Origin of the sequence: Devosia sp. (assembly GCF_028290625.1) — a bacterium.
Lineage (GTDB): Bacteria > Pseudomonadota > Alphaproteobacteria > Rhizobiales > Devosiaceae > Devosia.
This window is the reverse complement of sequence record NZ_JAQGJM010000027.1, coordinates 142,097-161,450: the sequence shown is the minus strand read 5'-3', so window position 1 is coordinate 161,450 and position 19,354 is coordinate 142,097. Positions and strand designations below refer to the sequence as shown.

Genomic DNA, 19,354 nt, shown 5'->3' with positions numbered 1-19,354 from the left:
TCATGTCTTCTGCAAATCAAACTCCCGCCGGCCTAGACGCGGCTCGCCTCGACCACATCAGGGACTTGATGGACGAAGGCGTCAGCGCCGGCGTCTTTCCGGGCGCCGTCACCGCGATGGCGCTCGAGGGCGAAATCGTGTTCCAGCATGCTGCCGGCCGGCAACAGGATGGTCCGGAGGCCAAGTCCACCATGCCTGTCGATGCCATGTTCGACCTGGCGTCGGTCACCAAGCCGATGTCGGGCATGGCGCTGATGCTGTGCATCGAGGACGGGCTGCTGACCCTGGACGATCATGTCGCCAAATATGTGCCCGAATATGCGGTTGGCGACAAAGCGTCGATCCGCATCCGGCACCTGGTCAGCCATACCTCGGGCATCCAGTCCAATCCCAAACTCTATCACGAGCATGAGGACTGGAGCACCTTGCTGCCGGCCTATCTGGCACTGCCGCTGGTCGGCCAGCCGGGCGCCATGTTTCTCTATTCCAGCATCAATTTCATCATCCTGGCCCTGATCGTCGAGCGCGTCTCGGGCCGCAAGCTCGATCAATTGCTGGCCGAACGGGTGTTCAAGCCGCTGGAGCTGGATATGACGTTCAATCCTCCCGAGAGCCTGCGTCACCGCATTCCGGCCACCGAATACATCGCCCGGCGCGAGGCCTATGACTGGGGCCTGGTCAACGACAAGACGGCGCAGATGATGGGCGGCGTGTCCGCTCATGCCGGCCTGTTCAGTTCGGCCGGAGATCTGGCAACCATCGGCGCCATGTTGCTCGACGGTGGCTCCCGCAATGGCGTGCGCATCATGAGCCCGGCGGCGGCGCGCGTCTTCACCAATGCGTGGACTGACGAGCGGGGTGCCAGGCGCGGCGTCTGCTGGCTGCCCGGCAATGCGAAAGTCTTCGGCGATTTACTTGGCCCCCAGTCGCTGGGCCATACCGGCACCACCGGCACCGCCATGTGCCTGGTCGCGTCCGAAAAGCTTGTCGTGGTGCTGCTGACCAACCGCGTGCACCCCTCGCGCGACAACGATCTGATCGAGCCGTTCCGGCCCAGGTTTTTCAATACGGTCGCCGCGGCGCTGACCGGGACTAGGAGTTAGCTGTGGCTCGCGTTCAGATTCAATCGCTGGTCAAACGATTTGGCGGCACCACCGCCGTCGACGGCATCGACATCGACATCGAGGACCGTGAGTTCCTCGCCATTGTCGGCCCGTCAGGGTGCGGCAAGAGTTCGACCTTGCGCATGATCAGCGGGCTCGAGCAGCCGACCTCGGGCCATATCCTGTTCGGCGACCAGGACGTAACCCGGCTGAGTGCCGATCAGCGCGACGTCGCCATGGTGTTCCAGAGCTACGCGCTCTATCCGCATATGAGCGTGCGCCGCAATATCGCCTTCCCGCTCGAAAACATGAAGCTCCCCTCCGGCGAGGTCGCCGCCCGCGTCGATCGCGCCGCGGAGATGCTGGGCATTACAGCCCTGCTGGACCGCCGTCCGCGTGAACTGTCCGGCGGGCAGCGCCAGCGCGTCGCCCTTGGGCGGGCCATCGTGCGCGACGCGGCGGTGTTCCTGTTCGACGAGCCGCTGAGCAATCTCGACGCCAAGCTGCGCGTCGTCATGCGCTCCGAGCTCAAGAAGCTGCATAGCGAATTGGGCCAGACCTTCGTCTACGTCACCCACGACCAGGCTGAGGCGATGACCATGGCCGACCGCATCGCGGTCATGGCCAATGGCCAGGTGCAGCAATTGGGCACGCCCGAGGACATCTATTTCCGCCCTGCCACGAGGTTCGTCGCCGAGTTCATGGGCACGCCGTCGATGAACATGCTGGAGGGAACGCTGTTGAACAACGACAGCGGGGCGCAGTTCAGTCTGACCGGAACGGTCCACACCATTTCGCTGGGCATAAGCTTGGCGACTGAAAGGCACCAGCAGTCGGCGACGCTGGGCATTCGTCCTGAATCCATCGCGCTGGTGGCGCCCGAAGAGGGGATGCTGCGCGGCAGGATCGACCTGGTCGAGCCTCTGCATCCGGACATTTTCATCAGCGTCGATATCGGCGGCCAGATGCTGCTGGTGCGCACCAATACCAGCGCTAAGCCGGTCGTAGGCGACGAGGTCGGGCTGCGGCTGGAGACCGGTTCCCTCCATCTCTTCGATGCCGATGGCAAGAGGATGGACACGAGCACGGCAGCGGGAGGCTCCAAGTGAAGATCGTCGACGTCAAGATCTGGACGATCAATGTCCCCTATACGACGCCGTTCCAGACCTCGTTCGACCGCCGCACCGGCACCACGCGGACGGTCCTGCGACTGACCACCGATAACGGCCTGATCGGCTGGGGCGAGAGCTTTCGTGGCCGCCCCACCGCCGCAATCATCGAGCGATCCCGCGATATGCTGATCGGCTGGAATCCCTACGATGTCGAAAAACTGCGATTGCAGCTCGACATGACGCCGTTCTTTTACGGCTATGTCGGCTATGCCGCCATGGCCGCCATCGAGATGGCCTGTTACGATTTGATGGGCAAGGAGACCGGTAAGTCGCTGGCCGAACTGACCGGCGGCATGCTGACCGACAAGATCAAGGTCACCGGCGTGGTCACCCCGGGCCTGGTGCCGCCCGGTGTCGCCCATACGCCCGACGCCCTGGCCGAAGCAGCGGCGCTCCTGCGCGAACAGCACGGTTTTTCCGCCCTCAAGCTCAAGGGCTCGCGCGACGCGCAGGCAGACGTCCAGCGCGTTAGGGCGGTGCGCAGGCTGTTGCCCGATGTCGGCCTGCGGATCGATCCGAACGCCGTCTGGTCGGTTCCCGAGTCGATCCTCGCCGCGCAGCAATTGCTGCCGCTCGGCCTCGAATATCTGGAAGACCCCTGCAAGGGCCTCGAAGGCATGGCCCGCGTGCGCGCCACCGTTGGCATTCCGCTTTGCACCAACATGTGCGTCGTCCGGCTCGAAGATTTCGCCCCGGCCATGCGTCTTGGCGCGGTCGACGTCATCCACGGCGACGTGCACAAATGGGGCGGCATCAGCGCGGTCAAGCGCCTTGCCGCGCTTTGTGACGCCTTCGGCATCGGGCTCAACCTGCATAGCGGCGGTGAACTGGGCATTTCCACCGCCTGCCATCTGCAGCTGGCCGCATCGACCCCCGAAATCCGCCACGCTATCGACACGGTCTATTACCTGATGGCCGACGACATCATCACCCAGCCGTTCACCATCGAAAACGGCAAGATGACTGTGCCGACGGGTCCTGGACTGGGCATCGAAGTCGATCTGCAAAAGCTCGAGCATTACGCCGCCGCCAACGCCGCGGACGGGGACCTGGTCAAGTGAGCCGGCACCATTGCGGGGATAAATCCGGGCGCCAGCCATGATCGATTTCGATCAGGCGGGCGGCTTCGATCGCGGTTCGATCGAAGTGTCCGGCGGTTCCATCCACTATGCATTGGGCGGCAGCGGCCCCGCAGTCGTCTTCGCCCATGGCCTGGGCGGCAACATGCATTCCTGGTGGCAGCAGCTTGGTGCGTTTGCCGGCCAAAGGACCTGCATCGTCTTCAATCACCGCGGCTTCGCCCCATCGGAGGACACGACTGGCGTGCCCCGTCCGCAATTTTATGCCGCCGACCTGCTGGCGCTGCTCGATCACCTCGGCATCGCCCAAACCGCTATCGTCGCTCAGTCGATGGGCGGCTGGACCGCAATGGAACTGGCACTGCTGGCCCCGGACCGCGTCACCGTACTGGTCTTCTCCGGCACGGCCGGAACATTGCGGTTGCCGGGGATCGTTTCGCTGGCCGAGACGTCCAGTAGCCCCGCGGTCAGCGCCTCTATCGCCGCAGGCGTTTCCGCGGCTGCCGGAATGCGCATGGCCCGCGAACAGCCCGAGCTCTACCGCCGGTATGTTGAAATCGACAAACTGAGCGGGGCCTGGGATCGCAACACCGTCCGCCACGCGCTCGACGCGATGCGTGTCCGTGATCCAGGCGAACTTGCCGCCATCACCTGCCCGGTACTGGCCATAGCCGGTGCCGAGGACATCGTCAGCCCACCGGCCAATACTGAACTGCTGGCATCGAGCCTGCCACAGAGCGAAGTCTTGATCGTGCCTGATGCCGGCCACTCGGCCTATTTCGAGCGGGCGCCTCTATTCAACGAGATTGTCATGAAGTTTTTGCGTAAATCGGAGGCGGTTCAATGATCCGCGTCGGGGTTATCGGTACCGGCGCTCTTGGTCACGCCATTGCCAGCAGCTTGGCTGCCCATTCCATTCCCGGGGTGGAACTGACCGCCATTGCCGGCCGCCCGTATTCGCCGCGCGACATCGATGCGCTGGCACGCTCCTGGGATTGCCAGGCCACCACCGAGCCGCTGACCATGCCTGGATCGGGCGCCAATCTTGTCGTCGAGGCAGCCGGCGCCGATGCCGCCAAGCAATATGCCATCCCGCTCTTGCAGGCCGGCTGCGACGTCATCATCATGAGCACCGGCGCTTTGGCGGATATGGAGTTCGTCACCGAACTCAAGCGGGTGGCCGCCGCCGTTTCGCGGCGCGTGTATCTGCCGTCCGGATCGATCGCCGGCATCGACGGGATTTTGTCGGCCATGGAAAGTGGCCCGGTGGCGGTGCGCGTCACCACGCGCAAACGCCCGGAAGCGTTGGCCGGAGCCCCCCATTTCACGACCTCGGGCATCGACGTCTTGGCTTTCGAGCGGGAGACTACGGTTTTCGAGGGCAATGCCCAGGAGGCCGTGGCGGGGTTTCCATCCAATCTTAACGTCGCACTGACCCTGGCAACTGCGGCCGGCAGCTTCGATCGGGTCCGCGTGCGGATCATCGCTGATCCCAAGGCCGAGTTCACGACCCACCAGATCGAAGTGGTGGCAAAGTCGGGGACGATGACCGTCGAAATGGTCAACAGGCCATCCGCCTCCAATCCGCGTTCGAGCTGGCTTGCCGCCCTGAGCGCCATCGCCACGATCCGTCGCCTGGCCTCCCCGCTGCGGATAGGGTAATCCGCGCAGCAACCCAGAAAGCGGACATCTTTGAAAATCACGTGGCGCCGAACGTCTGCGCCCACAAGCGGGATCCTGCTTGTTTGGTCGCCACTGGTCATCCAACGGTGTTTGAAGACTAGCACTTCCCGTCAGTGATCCGGGGCTGCTAAGCTCCATCCACAGTCTGGAGGGTGCGAATGCGCGATGTCCTCGACGTAGTGGTCATAGGAGCTGGCTGGGCGGGGCTTGGCGTCAGTCACGGCCTTACGCACTCCGGCATCTCCCATGTCGTCCTGGAACGTGGACGAATAGGCGAAACCTGGCGCTCGCAGCGCTGGAACTCCTTTCAGTTCATATTCCCCAAGTTCTGACGGTCATGCCCGGCGACCGCTATGAGGGCAGCGACCCCGAGGGAGCACTAACGCGCGACGAGTTTGTCAGCATGTTGGAAGGCTACGTTTCGAGGAACAGCCTGCCGGTCCATGTCGGGGAGGCGGTAACCGAGGTAGCTCCCGGCGACGACGGTGGCTACGTTGTGAGGACGTCGAGCCGGACGCTGAAGACCCGAAACGTGGTTGTCGCCAGCGGCAGCCTCAACCGACCAAAGCGGCCGGCGCTGTCGCAGCAGATCGCCCCAATTGTCCGCCAGATAGATGCATCCGACTACCGCTCCGCTGCCGCCCTGGAGCCAGGGGCCGTGCTCGTGGTGGGCAGTGGCCAATCTGGCGGCCAGATCGCCAAGGACCTTTCCGACGCCGGTCGCAAGGCCTTCCTGGCGACAAGCAAGATCGGGCGTATCCCGCGGCGCCATCGGGGCCGAGACGTCGCCCTGTGGCTGGTCGATGGCGGCATGCTGGACCTTCGACGTGAAGAGTTCGCCCTGCCGTCCGGTGCGATGCCTGCTCGCCCTCTGCAGGGCGCGGTCGAAACTCTCAGTTTGCAGTCACTCAGCGCCCAGGGGGTCGTGCTGGTCGGCAGAGTAGAAAGCGCCGACGGCTTGGTGCTGACCTTCTCGGATGACGTCGCGGAGAACGTCCGCTTCGCCGACGAAGCTTCAGCGGCGTTGCGCCGCAGGATCGACGACTACATCGCGCGAAACGGCATCGTGGCACCACCCGCTACCGATGATCCCGCCGAAGTGGTGGCACCGAAGATACCGTCCCCGCCGATCACGTCGATCGACCTTGAGGCGAGTGGCATCACAAACATCGTCTGGTGCACCGGCTTCGAAGGTGACTTCAGCTGGCTCAAGATACCCGGTGCCACCGCGACGGATCAGCAGCCGTCCCACGTCGACAGCATAGGAACGGTGAGTGGGCTCTATTTTCCCGGCCTCGATTTTGCTTCGACCCGCAAGTCGGGGACGATCCTGGCGAGTGTCGATGAATCGCGCGCTATAGTGCGGCACATCCTGCAGCGGCTTAGCCAGCCGTGAGGAACTATGGAGTCCGCTTTGGCCAGGTACGGACATCGCCGGCCGAACTTCAGATGTCCGCCTTTCACGATTTGAAATTTACAGCTTCCCAGCGACTGGCTTCATGCGAGGCAGATCGAGCCTCCTCTCGCCAGGGCTAATGCCGACGGCGGTAAGGGAGCGGCGCGGTGAACTCCGCCGTACACAAGTCGGCAACCTTATCGATCGCGCGTCATTGGGTAGTTGCAAATGATTTGCAACTGCAATATTGATCGAGTGTCGCCGGTTTGGAGTGTTCGATGCATCGCCGTAAATTTGTCCCCTCGGGCCTAGTCGCCATTCCTTCCATCGACCCTCAATCCCGCCACCGCTTCATGACCGCACCCTGCCAAACCATGGTGGCGCTATGACCGTGGAAGCGCGCGCGCCAAAAGTGTTTTCCGGCTGGAACCAGAGCCGGGGCGAGGCCTCGCTGTCCGATGTGCATCGCACCATCAAGGTCAGCGGCAATACGTGGCGCCGCGCCGCCGCCTTTGTGGGTCCCGGCTATCTCGTCGCCGTCGGCTATATGGACCCGGGCAACTGGGCCACCTCGCTCGCCGGTGGCTCCAAGTTCGGCTATGCGCTGCTCACCGTGGCACTGGTCTCCAACATCATGGCGATCGTGCTGCAGTCGCTCTGCGCTCGCCTTGCTATCGCCTCGGGCCGCGATCTGGCCCAGGCCTGCCGCGATGCCTTCCCGCGCCCCGTCGCCTGGGTGCTGTGGGCCATGGCCGAACTGGCCATCATCGCCACCGATATTGCCGAAGTCGTCGGCACCGCAATTGGCCTCAATCTGATTTTTGGCATTCCGCTGGAAATCGGCGTGCTGATCACCGCGCTCGACGTGTTCCTCATTCTTTACCTGCAGCGTGTCGGTTTCCGCTGGGTCGAGGCACTGGTCGTGGCGCTGCTCGCCATCATCGCCGCTTGTTTCATCGTCCAGATCGCCTTGGCCGATCCGGTCTGGGGCGACGTCATCCGCGGCTTCGCGCCCACCACCGAAATCGTCACCAATCCCGAAATGCTCTACCTGGCGCTGGGCATTCTGGGCGCCACGGTGATGCCCCATAATCTCTACCTGCATTCCGGCATCGTGCAGACTCGCGACTACGGCAACTCCGTTCCCGAGAAGAAGGAGGCGCTCAAATTCGCCACCATCGACTCCACCGTCGCCCTGATGTTCGCCCTCTGCATCAACGCCGCCATTCTGATCCTCGCCGCCGCCACCTTCCACGCCGCCGGGCAAACCAATGTCGCCGAACTGGGCGAGGTCCATAGCCTCCTCGCGCCCATGCTCGGCCTCGCCATAGCTCCGACCTTGTTCGGCATTGCGCTACTGTGCTGCGGTATCAACTCCACCGTGACCGCGACCCTGGCCGGCCAGATCGTCATGGAGGGCTTCCTTAATATCCAGCTCGCCCCCTGGCTGCGGCGGCTGATCACCCGCGCCATCGCCATCGTTCCGGCGGCCATTGTCACCATCTGGTTCGGCGAAAGCGGCACGGCGCAATTGCTGATCCTGACCCAGGTCGTGCTCAGCCTGCAGCTCTCCTTCGCGGTGTTCCCGCTGGTCATGTTCACCGCCGATAAAACCAAGATGGGCGCGCTAGTGGCCCCGGTCTGGCTCATCGCCTTCGCGGTGTTCATCGCCGTGGTGATTGCCGCGCTGAACGTGAAATTGCTCTACGACTTCGTGTTCTAGACAGCCCCTCAGGAGGCCGACGTCGCAGTCGACGCCCTCCCCCCTGCGGGGAGGGATCAAGGGTGGGGGGATGTTTAGTCCCGATCCAACATCGTGGCTCCGATCACCCCCACCCATCCTCCCCCGTCAAGGGGAGGTGCCGCATCGTGCGTTCGGCGTGCCCACCGCTCCCCCTTATCCCCGCCCCCGGCCCTCGCCCTAGACTCTCCGCCACAACCCGGAGACTCCCATGGACGAAACATCCCGCCTCAGCCTGCCCTTCATCATGCCGCAACAGGCGCAAAAGCACGTCACCCACAATGAGGCGCTGCAAGCGCTCGATGCGCTGGTGCAGCCTGTCGTCGAATCCCGCACCGTCACCACGCCCCCCACAACTCCCCTGCTCGGCGATGCCTATATCGTCGGCCCATTCGCCACCGGCGCCTGGTCCGGCCACGACAGTGAGATCGCCGCCTTTCAGGCCGGCGCCTGGCTGTTTTACGATCCCGCGGCTGGCTGGCAGGTCTATGCCAAGGCCGAACAGGCTATCCTGGTCTTCGACGCCGGCGCCTGGACCGCGCTCGCCTCCAACGGCACCGCGGGCGTCCCCACCCTTGGCATCAATACCGCCGCCGACAGCACCAACCGCCTCGCCGTGGCCGCCGATGCGAGCCTCTTCAGCCATGCGGGAAGCGGCCACCAGCTCAAGCTCAATAAGGCGGCCTCCGGCGATACCGCCAGCCTGCTCTACCAAGCCGGCTATTCGGGTCGCGCCGAAATGGGCCTGATGGGCGACAATTTCTGGCGCCTCAAGGTCAGCGCCAATGGCTCGACTTGGTTCAACGCCATGACAATCGACAATGCCACGGGCGGCATCACCCTGGTCGCGCCGCTGCGCCCCGTCACCGACAATGCCACTACGCTCGGCGCCAGCGGTGCCCGCTGGTCCACCGTCTGGGCCGCCACCGGCACCATCCAGACCTCCGACGCGCGGCAGAAAACCGATATCGCCCCCTCCGATCTGGGCCTGGATTTCATCCTGGCACTGCAGCCAGTGTCGTATCGCTGGTTGGTCGGCGGCAATGAGGATGGCGCGCCCCGCCCCGGCCGCCGCACCCATTACGGGCTCCTGGCCCAACAGGTCAAAATCGTCCTCGACACAATCGGCTGCGCCGATTTCGCCGGCCATGTTCAGGCCGATCCGCACGACCCCGCCAGCGAACAGGGCCTGCGCTACGACGCCTTCATCGCGCCATTGATTGCCGCGGTGCAGGCATTGGCGAAACGGGTGGAGGTTTTGGAGCGGGCCTCGAAATAGGCCTGGTTCACCTTCTACCAGTCACCATTGTCACCGGTCACTCTCAAGTGGTGCCAAAGCCTCCCACCCACCGACCTTCCCCCGGACTTGATCCGGGGGCCGCCATCCACACGGCAAAAGCGGTAAGAGACCCGCGGATCAAGTCCGAGGGAAGAACCGAGGGTGGGGGAAATTTCCGCATCAGACGACGTCCAAGCGCGCCGCGGCCCTCTTCACCTCTCCCTTCGGGGGAGAGGTCGACCCCCTTGGGTCGGGTGAGGGGGCCTTCCCATGCGCTTCACCCAGCAAAGGCCCCTCACCCGGCTCGCAAGAGCGACCCGCCCTCCCCAAAGGGAGAGGTGAAGAACCTAAATCTTCAGCCCCCGGATCAGCGCCTTGATGCTCTTCCGATAGCCCGGCAGTTCCTCTGCACTCGCCAAAGCCGCCCGGTCGAACATGGTGTTGAGCAGATGCGCCAGCGGCAGCACCGGCAGGTCGCGGATGGATTTGGCGTCGATCGCCTCGCTCACTCCCTCGATCAGCGTGCGCAGCCCGTAGCGCGCATTGATCGCATCAAGCGCCTCGCGTCCCAGCACGGCCGGTGCGTCGATCAGCAGGATCTGCCGCCGCCCTGCATCCTGCATCGCGGTCAAAAAGGCGTCGCCGCCCTCGATCAGCGCCTTGACGGGCCCCGGCTCGTCCTCGCTTTCGCTGGCAGCGTTGATCGCCATGGCCAGCAATGAGTGCTCCTCCTCCACCACGGCCGCGAACAGCGCCGCTTTGTCGGCAAAGTGGTGGTACAGCGCGCCGCGCGTCATTCCCGCCGCCGCCACGATTTCCGGCGTGCCGGTGCCCGCATAGCCCTTGTCTGCAAAGCATTTCCGCGCCGCCGCCAGCAGCGCCCGAATGGTCTCGGTCCGCCGTTCCTCCTGCGTCCGCCTCAAACCCTCTTGCATAAAAACACTCTGTATGTATAAACTAGATACATTCAGTATGTAATTTATCGGACAACGACGCAAGGAGACTTTGATGAACCTGACCGGCAGCTATCCCGTCCTGCTCGTGGCCGATGTGGCGCCGATAGCGGCCTTCTATCAGGCCCATTTCGGTTTCGAGCCGGTATTCAGCAGTTCCTGGTATGTGCATCTGCGCGCCACCCACACCGCCACCATCGAGCTGGCGATCATGGTCTTTGACCACGACACGATCCCACCCGCCGGCCGGCAGAAAACCTCCGGCCTGCTGCTCAGTTTCGAAGTCGCCGATGCGGCGACCGAATATGCCCGTCTGGCTCCCGGCGTTTCCATCCTGCAAGAGCTGCGCGACGAACCCTTCGGCCAGCGCCACTTCATCTGCGCCGACCCCAACGGGGTGCTGCTCGACGTGATCACGCCGATCGATCCCGATCCGGAATGGCTGGCCGCGCAGGGCTAAAAGGGGCCGGCGACGCGCTAAACCCGTCGCCGGCCTGGAGCCTAGTCGGCGCGCAGGGTCAGCGTGTTGGCGTCGGCGGCGTCGAAATGCAGGGTCACCGGCGTGTCGCTGCCCTCGTCCTTGACGAAATCGCTCCAGGTGCGCTGCAGCAGGGTGATGGTGTTGGCTTCAGGGTCGGCGCGCACGAACAGGTAGTCGTAGCAATCGGGCTTATCGATGCCGAAATTGTTGGCGAGCTGTACGCGGAAGGTGTCCAGCTCGCGATCGTTGACCGGGGTTCCATCGCTGCGGCGGGTCAGGCGGATCGACGGCGTCCAGTCATAGCCGTATTCGCAGACATAGCGGTCTTGCTGGAATTCGGCCTTGTCGACGATATACATATTGTAGTCGTCCCAATATTCGCTGGAGGTTTCCACGCGCGGGCCGGCATCGGAGACATCGAGATAGACGTCGCTCCACGCGCAGGAGCCGTTTTCTTCGTCATAGCACCAGCGCTCGCTGCCCTTCATCAGGGCGGCCACGTCCCTGGTGTCCACCATGGCCTTGGGTTTCATATTGGCCACGATCTCCGCAATTGTCGGATCGAAGGCGAAGGCGGGGGCACACAAAGCCAGCATGGCGCCAGCGGCAAACAGGATTTTCATCGGACGCTCTCCCGAGGCGTGATTGCACTCATCCGCAAGCGCCATCCGGCGCCATTGCGTTGGCGCGACCATCGTCAATCGGGCCTGAAGCCAGCCTGAACGCCGGCTTCAGGCTGGCCTGTCAATCGCGCTGAGACAGCCAGGCAGCGTCGTCGGCGTTGAAATGCAGCTTGATGTCGGCTTCCAGCGACGGGTCGATCACCCCGTTCACATATTGGCGCTGCTTCAGGTCCATCGTCAGCTTGCCGGCGTCATAAGAGACGAAGAGATAGTCGAAGCAGTCCTGCGTATCGTCGCTCTGGCTGGCATAGACTTCGGCGCGCAGCGCATCCAGCGCACGGCCACCGATCGCCTTGCTATCGGCGCGGCTCATGGCGCGGGTCGAAGGCACTTTGTCATAGCCATATTCGCACAGCAGCGCGTCCTCGAACCGGGCCTTGTCGACAAAGGTCACGTCGGTTTCGCTGTTCCACGCATTGGTGGATTCGTAGACCACGCCCTCGGGCCAGCTCGCGCTGAGATAGATTTCGGTCCAGTCGCAGGTGCCGGCCTCTTCCCGGTAACACCACACTTCCGACTGGCGCATCAGCGCCTGCACGTCGTCGACATGGATCGGCTTGCCGGATTTGTAGGTGTGGGAGATTGCTTCGGGCGACGGATCCTCGGCAAAGGCCGGACTGGCCAGAGCCAGCAGCGCGGCGGCGGCAAGAAGCAGGTTTTTCATCGGAACTCTCCCCGAGGCAGTGTTGATCCAATCTAGCCCAATCACCCCGAAGGCGAAATTGCGCTTCGGCGATCAGGGTTGACGAATGCATGAAGCACCCGTCTTCCCGTCGCCCACACGCGCTCGCCCACCTCGTGGCCAAGCCCGAGGCAGCACCATCCACCATCCTGCCTGAATGCCTGATGACCAATCCTGCGATCGTTCGCCGCCCCCCCCGCCTACCAGCGCGGCCGATGATCCAGTTGCGCGCTGGCTGTCGCTGCATCGATAGCCGCAATCTCTTCGGCGCTGAGCTTGAGATTGTTCAGCACGCCCAGATTGTCCTTGAGCTGCTCCAGCGTGCGCACGCCGATCAGCGCCGAGGTCATTTCCGGCCGCCGCAGCACCCAGCTCAGCGCCAGTTGCACCATGGATTGCCCTCGGCTGCGCGCGATCGCACTAAGCTTCTCGACCGCATCGAGCACCCGCGGCTCGATCGCATTGGCGCGCAGCGAACCATTGGGGTCTTCCGCCCGCGTGCCTTGCATGGCGCCCTTGTTGTACTTGCCGCTCAGCACACCCTGTGCCAGCGGCGAGAACGCAATCACCCCGATGCCCAGCTCGCCACAAGCCTCGATGGTGTTGTCGTTCTCGAACCAGCGGTTGATCATCGAATAGCTCGGCTGGTGGATAGTCGTCGCCACCCCCATCTCCTTCAAGATCCGATAGGCCTCGCGGGTCTCTTTCTCCGGATAGCTCGAAATGCCCACATAGAGCGCCTTGCCGCTGCGCACCGCCTGCGCCAGCGCGCCCATGGTTTCTTCCAGCGGCGTCTCGGCGTCGAACCGGTGGGAATAAAAGATATCGACATAGTCGAGCCCCATCCGCTTGAGGCTCTGGTCAAGGCTCGCCGTCAGATACTTACGGCCGCCGCCATCGCCGTAAGGCCCCGGCCACATCGTGTAGCCGGCCTTGGTCGAAACGATCATCTCGTCGCGATACGGCCGGAAATCGCGCGCCAGCACCTGCCCGAACAGTTCCTCGGCCGAGCCGGCCGGGGGCCCATAATTATTGGCCAGGTCGAAATGGGTCACGCCCGCGTCGAATGCATGGCCGAGGATTTCCATGGCACTGGGATAATCGCGCGTGCCGCCGAAATTCTGCCACAGCCCCAGGCTCACCACGGGCAGCTTCAGCCCGGATTTGCCCGAAGCGCGATATTGCATGGTGTCATAGCGTGCGGTATCCGACCGATAGGTCATGGTGTGCCTCTCAAAGGTTTGACGCTGGTGCCGGGCAAGCCCCCGCTTGGCGCGGGCCGCGGCCTGATGCTAGAAGCGGGCGCTATGCACCCGACCCAAACTGATATGAGCGCCAATCTGCCCCAAGCCGAGCTACCATACAAGGTCATGGCACTCTATAAATTTGCCGATCTGCCCGACGCCGAAGCGCTCCAGCCGCTGCTCGCCAAATTCTGCTGCGCCCGCGATATCAAGGGCACCCTGATCCTGGCGCCCGAGGGCATTAACGGCACCGTCGCCGGCACGCCCGCAGCCATCGCTGCGCTCGCCACTTACTTGCAGACCGATAGTCTCTTCTCCAGCCGCCTGCACGGTGCCGAGATCAAATATTCGTCCGCCGCCACCATGCCGTTCCTGCGCATGAAGGTCCGCCTCAAATCCGAGATCGTCACGCTGCGCGCGCCCGAAGCCAATCCCGCCAAAACCGTCGGCACCTATGTGCAGCCGAAAGACTGGAATGCGCTGATCGATCGCAACGACGTCGTCCTCGTCGATACCCGCAACGACTACGAAGTGGGCCTCGGCACCTTCACCAAGGCGCTCGATCCGGCCACCAAAAGCTTCACCGAGTTCAAGGATTTTGTCGCCCAAAACCTCGATCCGGCCCGCGACAAGAAAGTCGCCATGTTCTGCACCGGCGGCATCCGCTGCGAAAAGGCCTCTTCATACCTATTGAGCCAAGGCTTCGAGGAAGTCTTCCACCTCAAGGGCGGCATTCTGGGCTACCTCGAACAGGTCCCCGAAACCGAAAGCCGTTTCTCCGGCGAATGCTTCGTCTTTGATGAGCGCGTCTCCGTCGGCCATGGCCTCGCTCTCGGCGACGCCACCCTCTGCCGCGCCTGCCGCCATCCGCTGACCGCCGAAGACCGTGCCGATCCCGCCCACCAGGACGGCATTTCCTGCCGTCATTGTGCCGGCGACACCGCCAAACACGCCGCCGCCGCCGAACGCCAACACCAGATCGATCTCGCCAAGGCGCGCGGTGTCGATCACCTCGGGGACGCCGCCCACGCCATCGCCCGCGCCAACAAAGCCGAAAAGCTTGAGCGCATCACCGCCGACCGCGCCCGGGCCAAGCAGCAGTCCTAGACCCCCGTCCAAAACCCGAGCAGCTCCTTCCGGAACTGTTCGGTGGCATCGAGGTTGGCGCAATGCCCGCCTTCAGGCAATTGAACGACCCGCCAGTTCGCCCGCGCGCCGATCCGCCGGAGCGCCGGCTTCAACACCATGTTGACCGCCCGGTCCATGCCGCCCACCAGAATCAGCATCGGGCCGCTCCAGCCCAGCGCGTTGGCGGTCAGGTCATAGCGCCGCACATGGCCGGTAATGGCCTGCCCGACCCGCGGATCGAAGGCCGCGATCATCTCGGCGATCAGCTTGCGCTCGCTGCGCTCCCGCGTCGTGCTGGCCGCCGTCAGCTCCGACAGCCAGCCCCGGCCCATCACCCGGTAGAGCAGCGGAAAGATCGGTCCCGTGATGCGCGGCAGTTTCAGCCGGAAGGCGGTGCCGAACAGGCCCAGGCTCAGGAACCGCTCCGGCGCCCGTGCGATCATCTCTAGCGCGATGATCCCGCCCAGCGAATTGCCGACCCAATGGACGCCGGTCACGCCCGCATTATCTAGCAGCGCCAGCATGTCCCCGGCCAGTACCGGGATGGAAAAGCCGACGCTGCGATATCCGGCCGGAAACTCCGAGCGGCCATGCCCGCGGATATCGGGCACGATGACGCAATAGCCCAATCCGGCAAAATAGCGCGCATCAGCCTCGAACTGCCGCCCGTTCGCTGCCAGCCCATGGCACAGCACGACCGGCACGCCGTCGCGCGGTCCCGTTATCCCGTAGAACAGCTTGGTGCCGTCTGGCGCTTGAAGGTGCGAATTTCCAAATGCCGTTCCTCTCAGGCATTGCCGATCAAGATGCCTGCCGCGAACACCAGCGAGCCCCCCAGCACCACCTGCAACACGGCGCGCCAGAATGGCGTCTGCATAAACCGGTTCTGGATGAAGGCGATAGCCCACAACTCGATCAGCACCACAACCACCGCGATGGCGGTCGCGGTGAAAAAGTCGTGGATCAGGTAGGGCAGGGCGTGTCCCAGCCCGCCCAAAGCCGTCATCACCCCGGCCGCAAGGCCCCGCTTGAGCGGCGACCCGCGTCCGGTCAGCTTGCCGTCATCGGCCGCCGCTTCGGTAAAGCCCATCGAAATGCCCGCGCCCACCGCGGCGGCGAGGCCCACGAGAAACGTCTGCCAGGTATCGCCGGTGGCAAAGGCGGCTGCGAACACCGGCGCCAGCGTCGATACCGAACCATCCATCAGCCCGGCCAGCCCCGGCTGCACATAGGTCAAGACGAACTGCCGATGCGCCTCGCTCTTTTCGCTGCCGCGTCCCTGGGCTCCCAGTTCGGTATCGTCCAGCCGGTCGGCCGCGTCGGCATGCTTGCGCTCCTCGCGCGCCAGATCGCCCAGCAGCTTGCGGATGCCGGCGTCCTGCGTCTGCTTGGCCGCCTCCAGGTAAAACCGATAGGCGCCTTCCTCCATTTCCCAAACCTGCTGCCGCACCGCCTCCAGCGTCAGCGTCTTCAGCAGCCAGATCGGCTTGCGTGGCAAAAATCCCCGCACGTCCTCGCGCCGGATCGGCACCAGCCGCATCCCGAACCGCTCCACATAGAGATCGAGCAAGCGCCGCCTATGCCCATCCTCCTCGGCCGCCATGCCCTCGAAGATCGCCGCCGACCCCGGATACAGCGCCGCCAGCCGGCTGGCGAATTCCGAATAAATCCGCCCATCCTCCTCCTCCGCCGTCACCGCCAAGGCGAGGATCTCCCGCTCGTCGAGCGTGGCAAAGTCGCGGCGATGATCGAAGCGTAGGGAAAACATGGCTAGCTCATAGATTAGAATTGTTCTAAACTATGAGTAGGTGGATTTGCCCGCTGAAGCAAGCCCAAGGACGTGCGACGCCCTCACCCCACCCGCGGGAAGGGCGGTGGTTGTTGCCGCAGAGTAGACGACAAGATTACCCTTCCGCTGCACCCGACCCCGCGCCCAACTGCCGGGCCGATGACCCGCGCGATTGGTGCACATAGCCCAGCACCGATGCCGGCACTTCCTGTGCCAGCCATTCGCGAAACAGCCGCGTCTTGCGCGGCTCCCGGCGGCCCGTCGCCACGGCCAGCCAATAGCCCAGTGGCCCTTCAACGCTCAGCTCGAACGGCCGCACCAGCCTTCCATCACTGACCGCATCGGCGCTCATCATGTCGGCGGCAATCAACACACCCTGCTCGGAAATCGCCGCGTCGAACGCCAGCGACGCATCCGAATAGGTCGGGCCCGCAAATTTCAGCTCCGGATCGACCCCCGCTGCCGCACGCCACAGGCCCCAGCTCAACATCGAGGTCTGGTCCTGGATTACCGGCACCCTGGCCAGGTCGGCCGGCACCTTAAGCAACGCCGCGACCGGCGGCGCACAAACCGGCTGATAGGCCGCGCCGCCGATCAGCGTCGTGGTCACGCCCGGCCAATGCCCGTCGCCATAGCGGATGCCGCAATCCATATCGGCCCGCGACAGGTCCACCATCGCCGCCGTCACCGTCAGCCGGATTTCGATTTCGGGGTGCAGCGTGGTGAACTTGTTGATCCGCCAGATCAGCCAGCGCGAGGCAAAGACACTCCCCACCGTCAGGTTGAGCACGCCCTCGTCGCTCCCGCGCAGGCTGGCCAGCCCATCCTGCAGCGCCAAAAATCCCGCCGTCAATTGGGGCAGCGCCTGCCGCAAAGCCGGCAGCGGCACGAGGCCATGGCTCGTGCGCTCGAACAATTCCATTCCCAGCCGCTCTTCGGCCCGCCGCAAATGCTGGCTTACCGCCCCCACAGTAACGCCCAGTTCCTCGGCCGCGGGTGCCAGCGCCCCCCGCCGAGCAACAATTTCAATAGCGCGAACCGCGTTCAGCGGGATGGGAAAGGGATTTGCCATATAGATTATCTATAGTGATCACGTCCCCTTGTCCATTGTGGTGGCAGCGTCAGAGGCGAATTCTGTCCCTATCGATCACCACCAAGACCGGAAGGAGAATACAAAATGTCACCACTCAAATCGATCCTGCTCCGGTTGGGGCGCTTCATCACCGATACGCGCACTCAACAGGTCGATCCTGATGCCATGAATGTGCACGATTGGGCCGATCTGCCGGCCTATCATCCATGCGCCGATGCCGGCCGCGCCGTGCTGAGGCCATAATCGGGGCATTGAAGGGGGCAACGACTATTCGGAATCGGCTTTGCCCGGTCCGCCCCCTTCAAGGAGTTGCTCCATGATCCGTTCGCTCGCGATTGCCGCCTTTGTCCTCGCCACCGCCAGTGCCGGCTACGCCCAGGAAGCTTCGACGACGACGCCGGCCGCCACCGATATCCGGGTTGATCCCAGCGCCACCATCAATGTGATGTCCAAGCAGGCCAATATGCTGACGGGCATCTACGCCACCCAGGCGGTGATCGACATCTGCGCCATCACCGTGCCCGAGCCGGTCGCCACCAAGATGGGTAATGATCGCAAGCGCTTCGAAACCGGCGTCGGCCTCGATGCCACCGGCGCCACCGAAGCCTATGAAAAGGTCAAGACCAGCGTCACCGCCACCACCCCCGACTGCGCCGAAGGCAGCGCCGACCGCAAGAATGTCGAAGCCGTGCTGTCACTCTACGCCGGTAATTGATCACTCACTTCTCACCTCTCCCTTTGGGGGAGAGGTCGGCGTGCAGCGACGGGTGAGGGGCCTTACCTAGACCCACCCTATTCACACAGCCGCGCCGTACACGTCTTCCCATGGCACCCCAGATCGACATGGATATGGTCATGGTGCAGCGCGTTGGCCTCCGGCCCCAGCGTCGTGGTGAAATGTCCGCACGCCGCATCATGGGCGAACTTGACGATGCGGCTGCCCTGCGCCTCGGTCCCGGTCCAGCCCTCCTCGACCGTCACGTTGCGCCCGTCCTCAAGCCTAAATCCCACCACGTCCAGCGCATCCGCAAAGGCGTGGAACGACAGATTGCCCTCGGCCGCATTGTTGACGTTGCGGCACATATAGCTGGTGCCCACGGTGACGCTGGCGATCGTGGTATCGTCATGCGCCTCCACATAATTGTCGACCTCGGAAATCCATTCCGGCAGCGCCGTCGCCATGCCGCAATCGGTCACCGCCTCGGCATTGAACGGCACCATCCGCCCGTTCACCAGCACCCCCGTCACCGATAGCGGCGATTGCGACTTGCATTGCCCGTCGCTGATCGGCGGCAGCGCCTTGGCCTCCACCTGCCCCGTCAGCATGGCCGGGCACGCGGTCTGAAATATCCGCGCCGGCTCGGCCTCGGCAGCTGGTTTTGGCTCGACCTCAGGCACCGCCTGCTCCGGCACGCCTTCGGTCGCTGGGGGCACCGCCTCCTGGGTCGGCACCTCTACCTGTTCCGGCTCAGGCTTCGGCGCCTCGACCGGCTCCTCCGGCCGCTCCCGCGGCAAGCTCACCCCCGGCTGCGTCACCACCGGCGGCGCTGGCGGTACCGGCTTGGTCACCGCCGGCACCTCGGGCTTGACGGGCTCGATCACCACCGGCGCTTCCGGGCCACCCAAATCCGCCGGCCGCTTTTGCGGTATCGGCGGTGCCTCCTCGCTCACCGCCGGCCTGGGCCGTCTTGGCGTCTGCGCTGGCGGCTGGGTTATCCCCTCCACCATGTCGCGCAAGGGCTGGAAAATATCCTGCCCCGCCGCCGGCAGCGACAAAGCAAGCATGAGCATCGGCACGGCAAAAATGGTTTTCATGTCCAGCCAACGCATAAAATGTCATCCCGTTGC

General features: G+C 64.0%; 21 protein-coding genes. 13 read left to right on the top strand and 8 right to left on the bottom strand.

All coding sequences use genetic code 11. The features are described from left to right. Positions 1-2 precede the first annotated feature (2 nt). The 9 genes from JWR51_RS15075 (at position 3) to JWR51_RS15040 (ending at position 9,453) form a co-directional block, all read left to right on the top strand. Positions 3-1,103, top strand: a complete 1,101-nt coding sequence (locus JWR51_RS15075) for a serine hydrolase domain-containing protein (RefSeq protein WP_299749047.1) — start codon at positions 3-5, stop codon at positions 1,101-1,103. A gap of 2 nt (positions 1,104-1,105) precedes the next feature. Next, a complete protein-coding gene (locus JWR51_RS15070; RefSeq protein ID WP_299749044.1) occupies positions 1,106-2,212 on the top strand; it encodes an ABC transporter ATP-binding protein in 1,107 nt (368 codons plus the stop codon). Then, positions 2,209-3,336 (top strand): enolase C-terminal domain-like protein, encoded by a 1,128-nt coding sequence (locus JWR51_RS15065; RefSeq protein ID WP_299749041.1) that lies wholly within the window; start codon positions 2,209-2,211, stop codon positions 3,334-3,336. The genes JWR51_RS15070 and JWR51_RS15065 overlap by 4 nt, the downstream gene beginning before the upstream one ends. A 37-nt stretch (positions 3,337-3,373) precedes the next feature. Beyond that, positions 3,374-4,201 (top strand): alpha/beta hydrolase, encoded by an 828-nt coding sequence (locus tag JWR51_RS15060; RefSeq protein WP_299749038.1) that lies wholly within the window; start codon positions 3,374-3,376, stop codon positions 4,199-4,201. After that, complete coding sequence (locus JWR51_RS15055; RefSeq protein ID WP_299749035.1) at positions 4,198-5,016, top strand: aspartate dehydrogenase domain-containing protein; 819 nt, start codon at positions 4,198-4,200, stop codon at positions 5,014-5,016. Before JWR51_RS15060 ends, JWR51_RS15055 begins: the two co-directional genes overlap by 4 nt. 179 nt (positions 5,017-5,195) lie before the next feature. Then, a complete protein-coding gene (locus JWR51_RS24050; RefSeq protein ID WP_366525596.1) occupies positions 5,196-5,369 on the top strand; it encodes an FAD-dependent monooxygenase in 174 nt (57 codons plus the stop codon). A 5-nt stretch (positions 5,370-5,374) separates the two neighbouring features. Beyond that, positions 5,375-6,433: an NAD(P)-binding domain-containing protein gene (locus tag JWR51_RS15050; RefSeq protein WP_366525595.1), complete on the top strand. Its 1,059-nt coding sequence runs from the start codon at positions 5,375-5,377 to the stop codon at positions 6,431-6,433. Between the two features lie 385 nt (positions 6,434-6,818). Then, positions 6,819-8,156: an Nramp family divalent metal transporter gene (locus JWR51_RS15045; protein ID WP_299749032.1), complete on the top strand. Its 1,338-nt coding sequence runs from the start codon at positions 6,819-6,821 to the stop codon at positions 8,154-8,156. A gap of 229 nt (positions 8,157-8,385) precedes the next feature. Beyond that, complete coding sequence (locus JWR51_RS15040) at positions 8,386-9,453, top strand: DUF2793 domain-containing protein (protein WP_299749029.1); 1,068 nt, start codon at positions 8,386-8,388, stop codon at positions 9,451-9,453. Positions 9,454-9,800: 347 nt separating this feature from the next. Here JWR51_RS15040 and JWR51_RS15035 read toward each other — a convergent pair whose 3' ends face one another. After that, entirely contained in the window at positions 9,801-10,388 is a 588-nt protein-coding gene (locus tag JWR51_RS15035) for a TetR/AcrR family transcriptional regulator (RefSeq protein WP_299749026.1), read from the bottom strand. A 73-nt stretch (positions 10,389-10,461) separates the two neighbouring features. Between JWR51_RS15035 and JWR51_RS15030 the strand changes: the two genes are divergently transcribed. Continuing rightward, positions 10,462-10,866, top strand: coding sequence for a VOC family protein (locus tag JWR51_RS15030; RefSeq protein WP_299749024.1), 405 nt, complete (start codon positions 10,462-10,464; stop codon positions 10,864-10,866). A 41-nt stretch (positions 10,867-10,907) separates the two neighbouring features. On the opposite strand, the gene JWR51_RS15025 is transcribed toward JWR51_RS15030, so the two are convergent. From JWR51_RS15025 to JWR51_RS15015, 3 genes are all read right to left on the bottom strand, one after another. Continuing rightward, positions 10,908-11,510 (bottom strand): hypothetical protein, encoded by a 603-nt coding sequence (locus JWR51_RS15025; protein WP_299749022.1) that lies wholly within the window; start codon positions 11,508-11,510, stop codon positions 10,908-10,910. A gap of 121 nt (positions 11,511-11,631) precedes the next feature. Beyond that, positions 11,632-12,234: a hypothetical protein gene (locus JWR51_RS15020; protein WP_299749019.1), complete on the bottom strand. Its 603-nt coding sequence runs from the start codon at positions 12,232-12,234 to the stop codon at positions 11,632-11,634. 218 nt (positions 12,235-12,452) lie between these two features. Then, the gene (locus JWR51_RS15015) at positions 12,453-13,475 is read right to left on the bottom strand and encodes an aldo/keto reductase (RefSeq protein WP_299749016.1); all 1,023 of its coding nucleotides are present in this window, start codon (positions 13,473-13,475) and stop codon (positions 12,453-12,455) included. A gap of 105 nt (positions 13,476-13,580) precedes the next feature. On the opposite strand from JWR51_RS15015, the gene JWR51_RS15010 reads away from it, so the two are divergent. After that, complete coding sequence (locus tag JWR51_RS15010; RefSeq protein ID WP_299749379.1) at positions 13,581-14,603, top strand: rhodanese-related sulfurtransferase; 1,023 nt, start codon at positions 13,581-13,583, stop codon at positions 14,601-14,603. On the opposite strand, the gene JWR51_RS15005 is transcribed toward JWR51_RS15010, so the two are convergent. The 3 genes from JWR51_RS15005 to JWR51_RS14995 all read right to left on the bottom strand — a co-directional run bounded on the left by JWR51_RS15005 (position 14,600) and on the right by JWR51_RS14995 (position 17,485). Continuing rightward, complete coding sequence (locus tag JWR51_RS15005; RefSeq protein ID WP_299749013.1) at positions 14,600-15,328, bottom strand: alpha/beta fold hydrolase; 729 nt, start codon at positions 15,326-15,328, stop codon at positions 14,600-14,602. The two genes, JWR51_RS15010 and JWR51_RS15005, sit on opposite strands and share 4 nt — an antisense overlap. 83 nt (positions 15,329-15,411) lie before the next feature. After that, positions 15,412-16,392, bottom strand: coding sequence for an iron exporter MbfA (gene mbfA, locus JWR51_RS15000; RefSeq protein WP_299749010.1), 981 nt, complete (start codon positions 16,390-16,392; stop codon positions 15,412-15,414). A gap of 136 nt (positions 16,393-16,528) precedes the next feature. Continuing rightward, positions 16,529-17,485, bottom strand: coding sequence for a LysR substrate-binding domain-containing protein (locus tag JWR51_RS14995; RefSeq protein ID WP_299749007.1), 957 nt, complete (start codon positions 17,483-17,485; stop codon positions 16,529-16,531). A gap of 105 nt (positions 17,486-17,590) precedes the next feature. Between JWR51_RS14995 and JWR51_RS14990 the strand changes: the two genes are divergently transcribed. Beyond that, positions 17,591-17,749 (top strand): hypothetical protein, encoded by a 159-nt coding sequence (locus tag JWR51_RS14990; RefSeq protein ID WP_299749004.1) that lies wholly within the window; start codon positions 17,591-17,593, stop codon positions 17,747-17,749. 73 nt (positions 17,750-17,822) lie between these two features. Further along, positions 17,823-18,221 (top strand): hypothetical protein, encoded by a 399-nt coding sequence (locus JWR51_RS14985; protein WP_299749001.1) that lies wholly within the window; start codon positions 17,823-17,825, stop codon positions 18,219-18,221. 77 nt (positions 18,222-18,298) lie between these two features. Here the strand turns inward: JWR51_RS14985 and JWR51_RS14980 are convergent, their stop codons facing one another. After that, complete coding sequence (locus JWR51_RS14980) at positions 18,299-19,336, bottom strand: extensin family protein (RefSeq protein WP_299748998.1); 1,038 nt, start codon at positions 19,334-19,336, stop codon at positions 18,299-18,301. Between the last annotated feature and the right edge of the window lie 18 nt (positions 19,337-19,354).

Bases quoted from the DNA above. Each gene is read 5' to 3' on its own strand.
- JWR51_RS15075 (WP_299749047.1), top strand. From the start codon at position 3: ATGTCTTCTGCAAATCAAACTCCCGCCGGCCTAGACGCGGCTCGCCTC.
- JWR51_RS15060 (WP_299749038.1), top strand. From the start codon at position 3,374: ATGATCGATTTCGATCAGGCGGGCGGCTTCGATCGCGGTTCGATCGAA.
- JWR51_RS15055 (WP_299749035.1), top strand. From the start codon at position 4,198: ATGATCCGCGTCGGGGTTATCGGTACCGGCGCTCTTGGTCACGCCATT.
- JWR51_RS24050 (WP_366525596.1), top strand. From the start codon at position 5,196: ATGCGCGATGTCCTCGACGTAGTGGTCATAGGAGCTGGCTGGGCGGGG.
- JWR51_RS15050 (WP_366525595.1), top strand. From the start codon at position 5,375: ATGCCCGGCGACCGCTATGAGGGCAGCGACCCCGAGGGAGCACTAACG.
- JWR51_RS15045 (WP_299749032.1), top strand. From the start codon at position 6,819: ATGACCGTGGAAGCGCGCGCGCCAAAAGTGTTTTCCGGCTGGAACCAG.
- JWR51_RS15040 (WP_299749029.1), top strand. From the start codon at position 8,386: ATGGACGAAACATCCCGCCTCAGCCTGCCCTTCATCATGCCGCAACAG.
- JWR51_RS15035 (WP_299749026.1), bottom strand. From the start codon at position 10,388: ATGCAAGAGGGTTTGAGGCGGACGCAGGAGGAACGGCGGACCGAGACC.
- JWR51_RS15030 (WP_299749024.1), top strand. From the start codon at position 10,462: ATGAACCTGACCGGCAGCTATCCCGTCCTGCTCGTGGCCGATGTGGCG.
- JWR51_RS15025 (WP_299749022.1), bottom strand. From the start codon at position 11,510: ATGAAAATCCTGTTTGCCGCTGGCGCCATGCTGGCTTTGTGTGCCCCC.
- JWR51_RS15020 (WP_299749019.1), bottom strand. From the start codon at position 12,234: ATGAAAAACCTGCTTCTTGCCGCCGCCGCGCTGCTGGCTCTGGCCAGT.
- JWR51_RS15015 (WP_299749016.1), bottom strand. From the start codon at position 13,475: ATGACCTATCGGTCGGATACCGCACGCTATGACACCATGCAATATCGC.
- JWR51_RS15010 (WP_299749379.1), top strand. From the start codon at position 13,581: ATGAGCGCCAATCTGCCCCAAGCCGAGCTACCATACAAGGTCATGGCA.
- mbfA (WP_299749010.1), bottom strand. From the start codon at position 16,392: ATGTTTTCCCTACGCTTCGATCATCGCCGCGACTTTGCCACGCTCGAC.
- JWR51_RS14995 (WP_299749007.1), bottom strand. From the start codon at position 17,485: ATGGCAAATCCCTTTCCCATCCCGCTGAACGCGGTTCGCGCTATTGAA.
- JWR51_RS14990 (WP_299749004.1), top strand. From the start codon at position 17,591: ATGTCACCACTCAAATCGATCCTGCTCCGGTTGGGGCGCTTCATCACC.
- JWR51_RS14985 (WP_299749001.1), top strand. From the start codon at position 17,823: ATGATCCGTTCGCTCGCGATTGCCGCCTTTGTCCTCGCCACCGCCAGT.
- JWR51_RS14980 (WP_299748998.1), bottom strand. From the start codon at position 19,336: ATGCGTTGGCTGGACATGAAAACCATTTTTGCCGTGCCGATGCTCATG.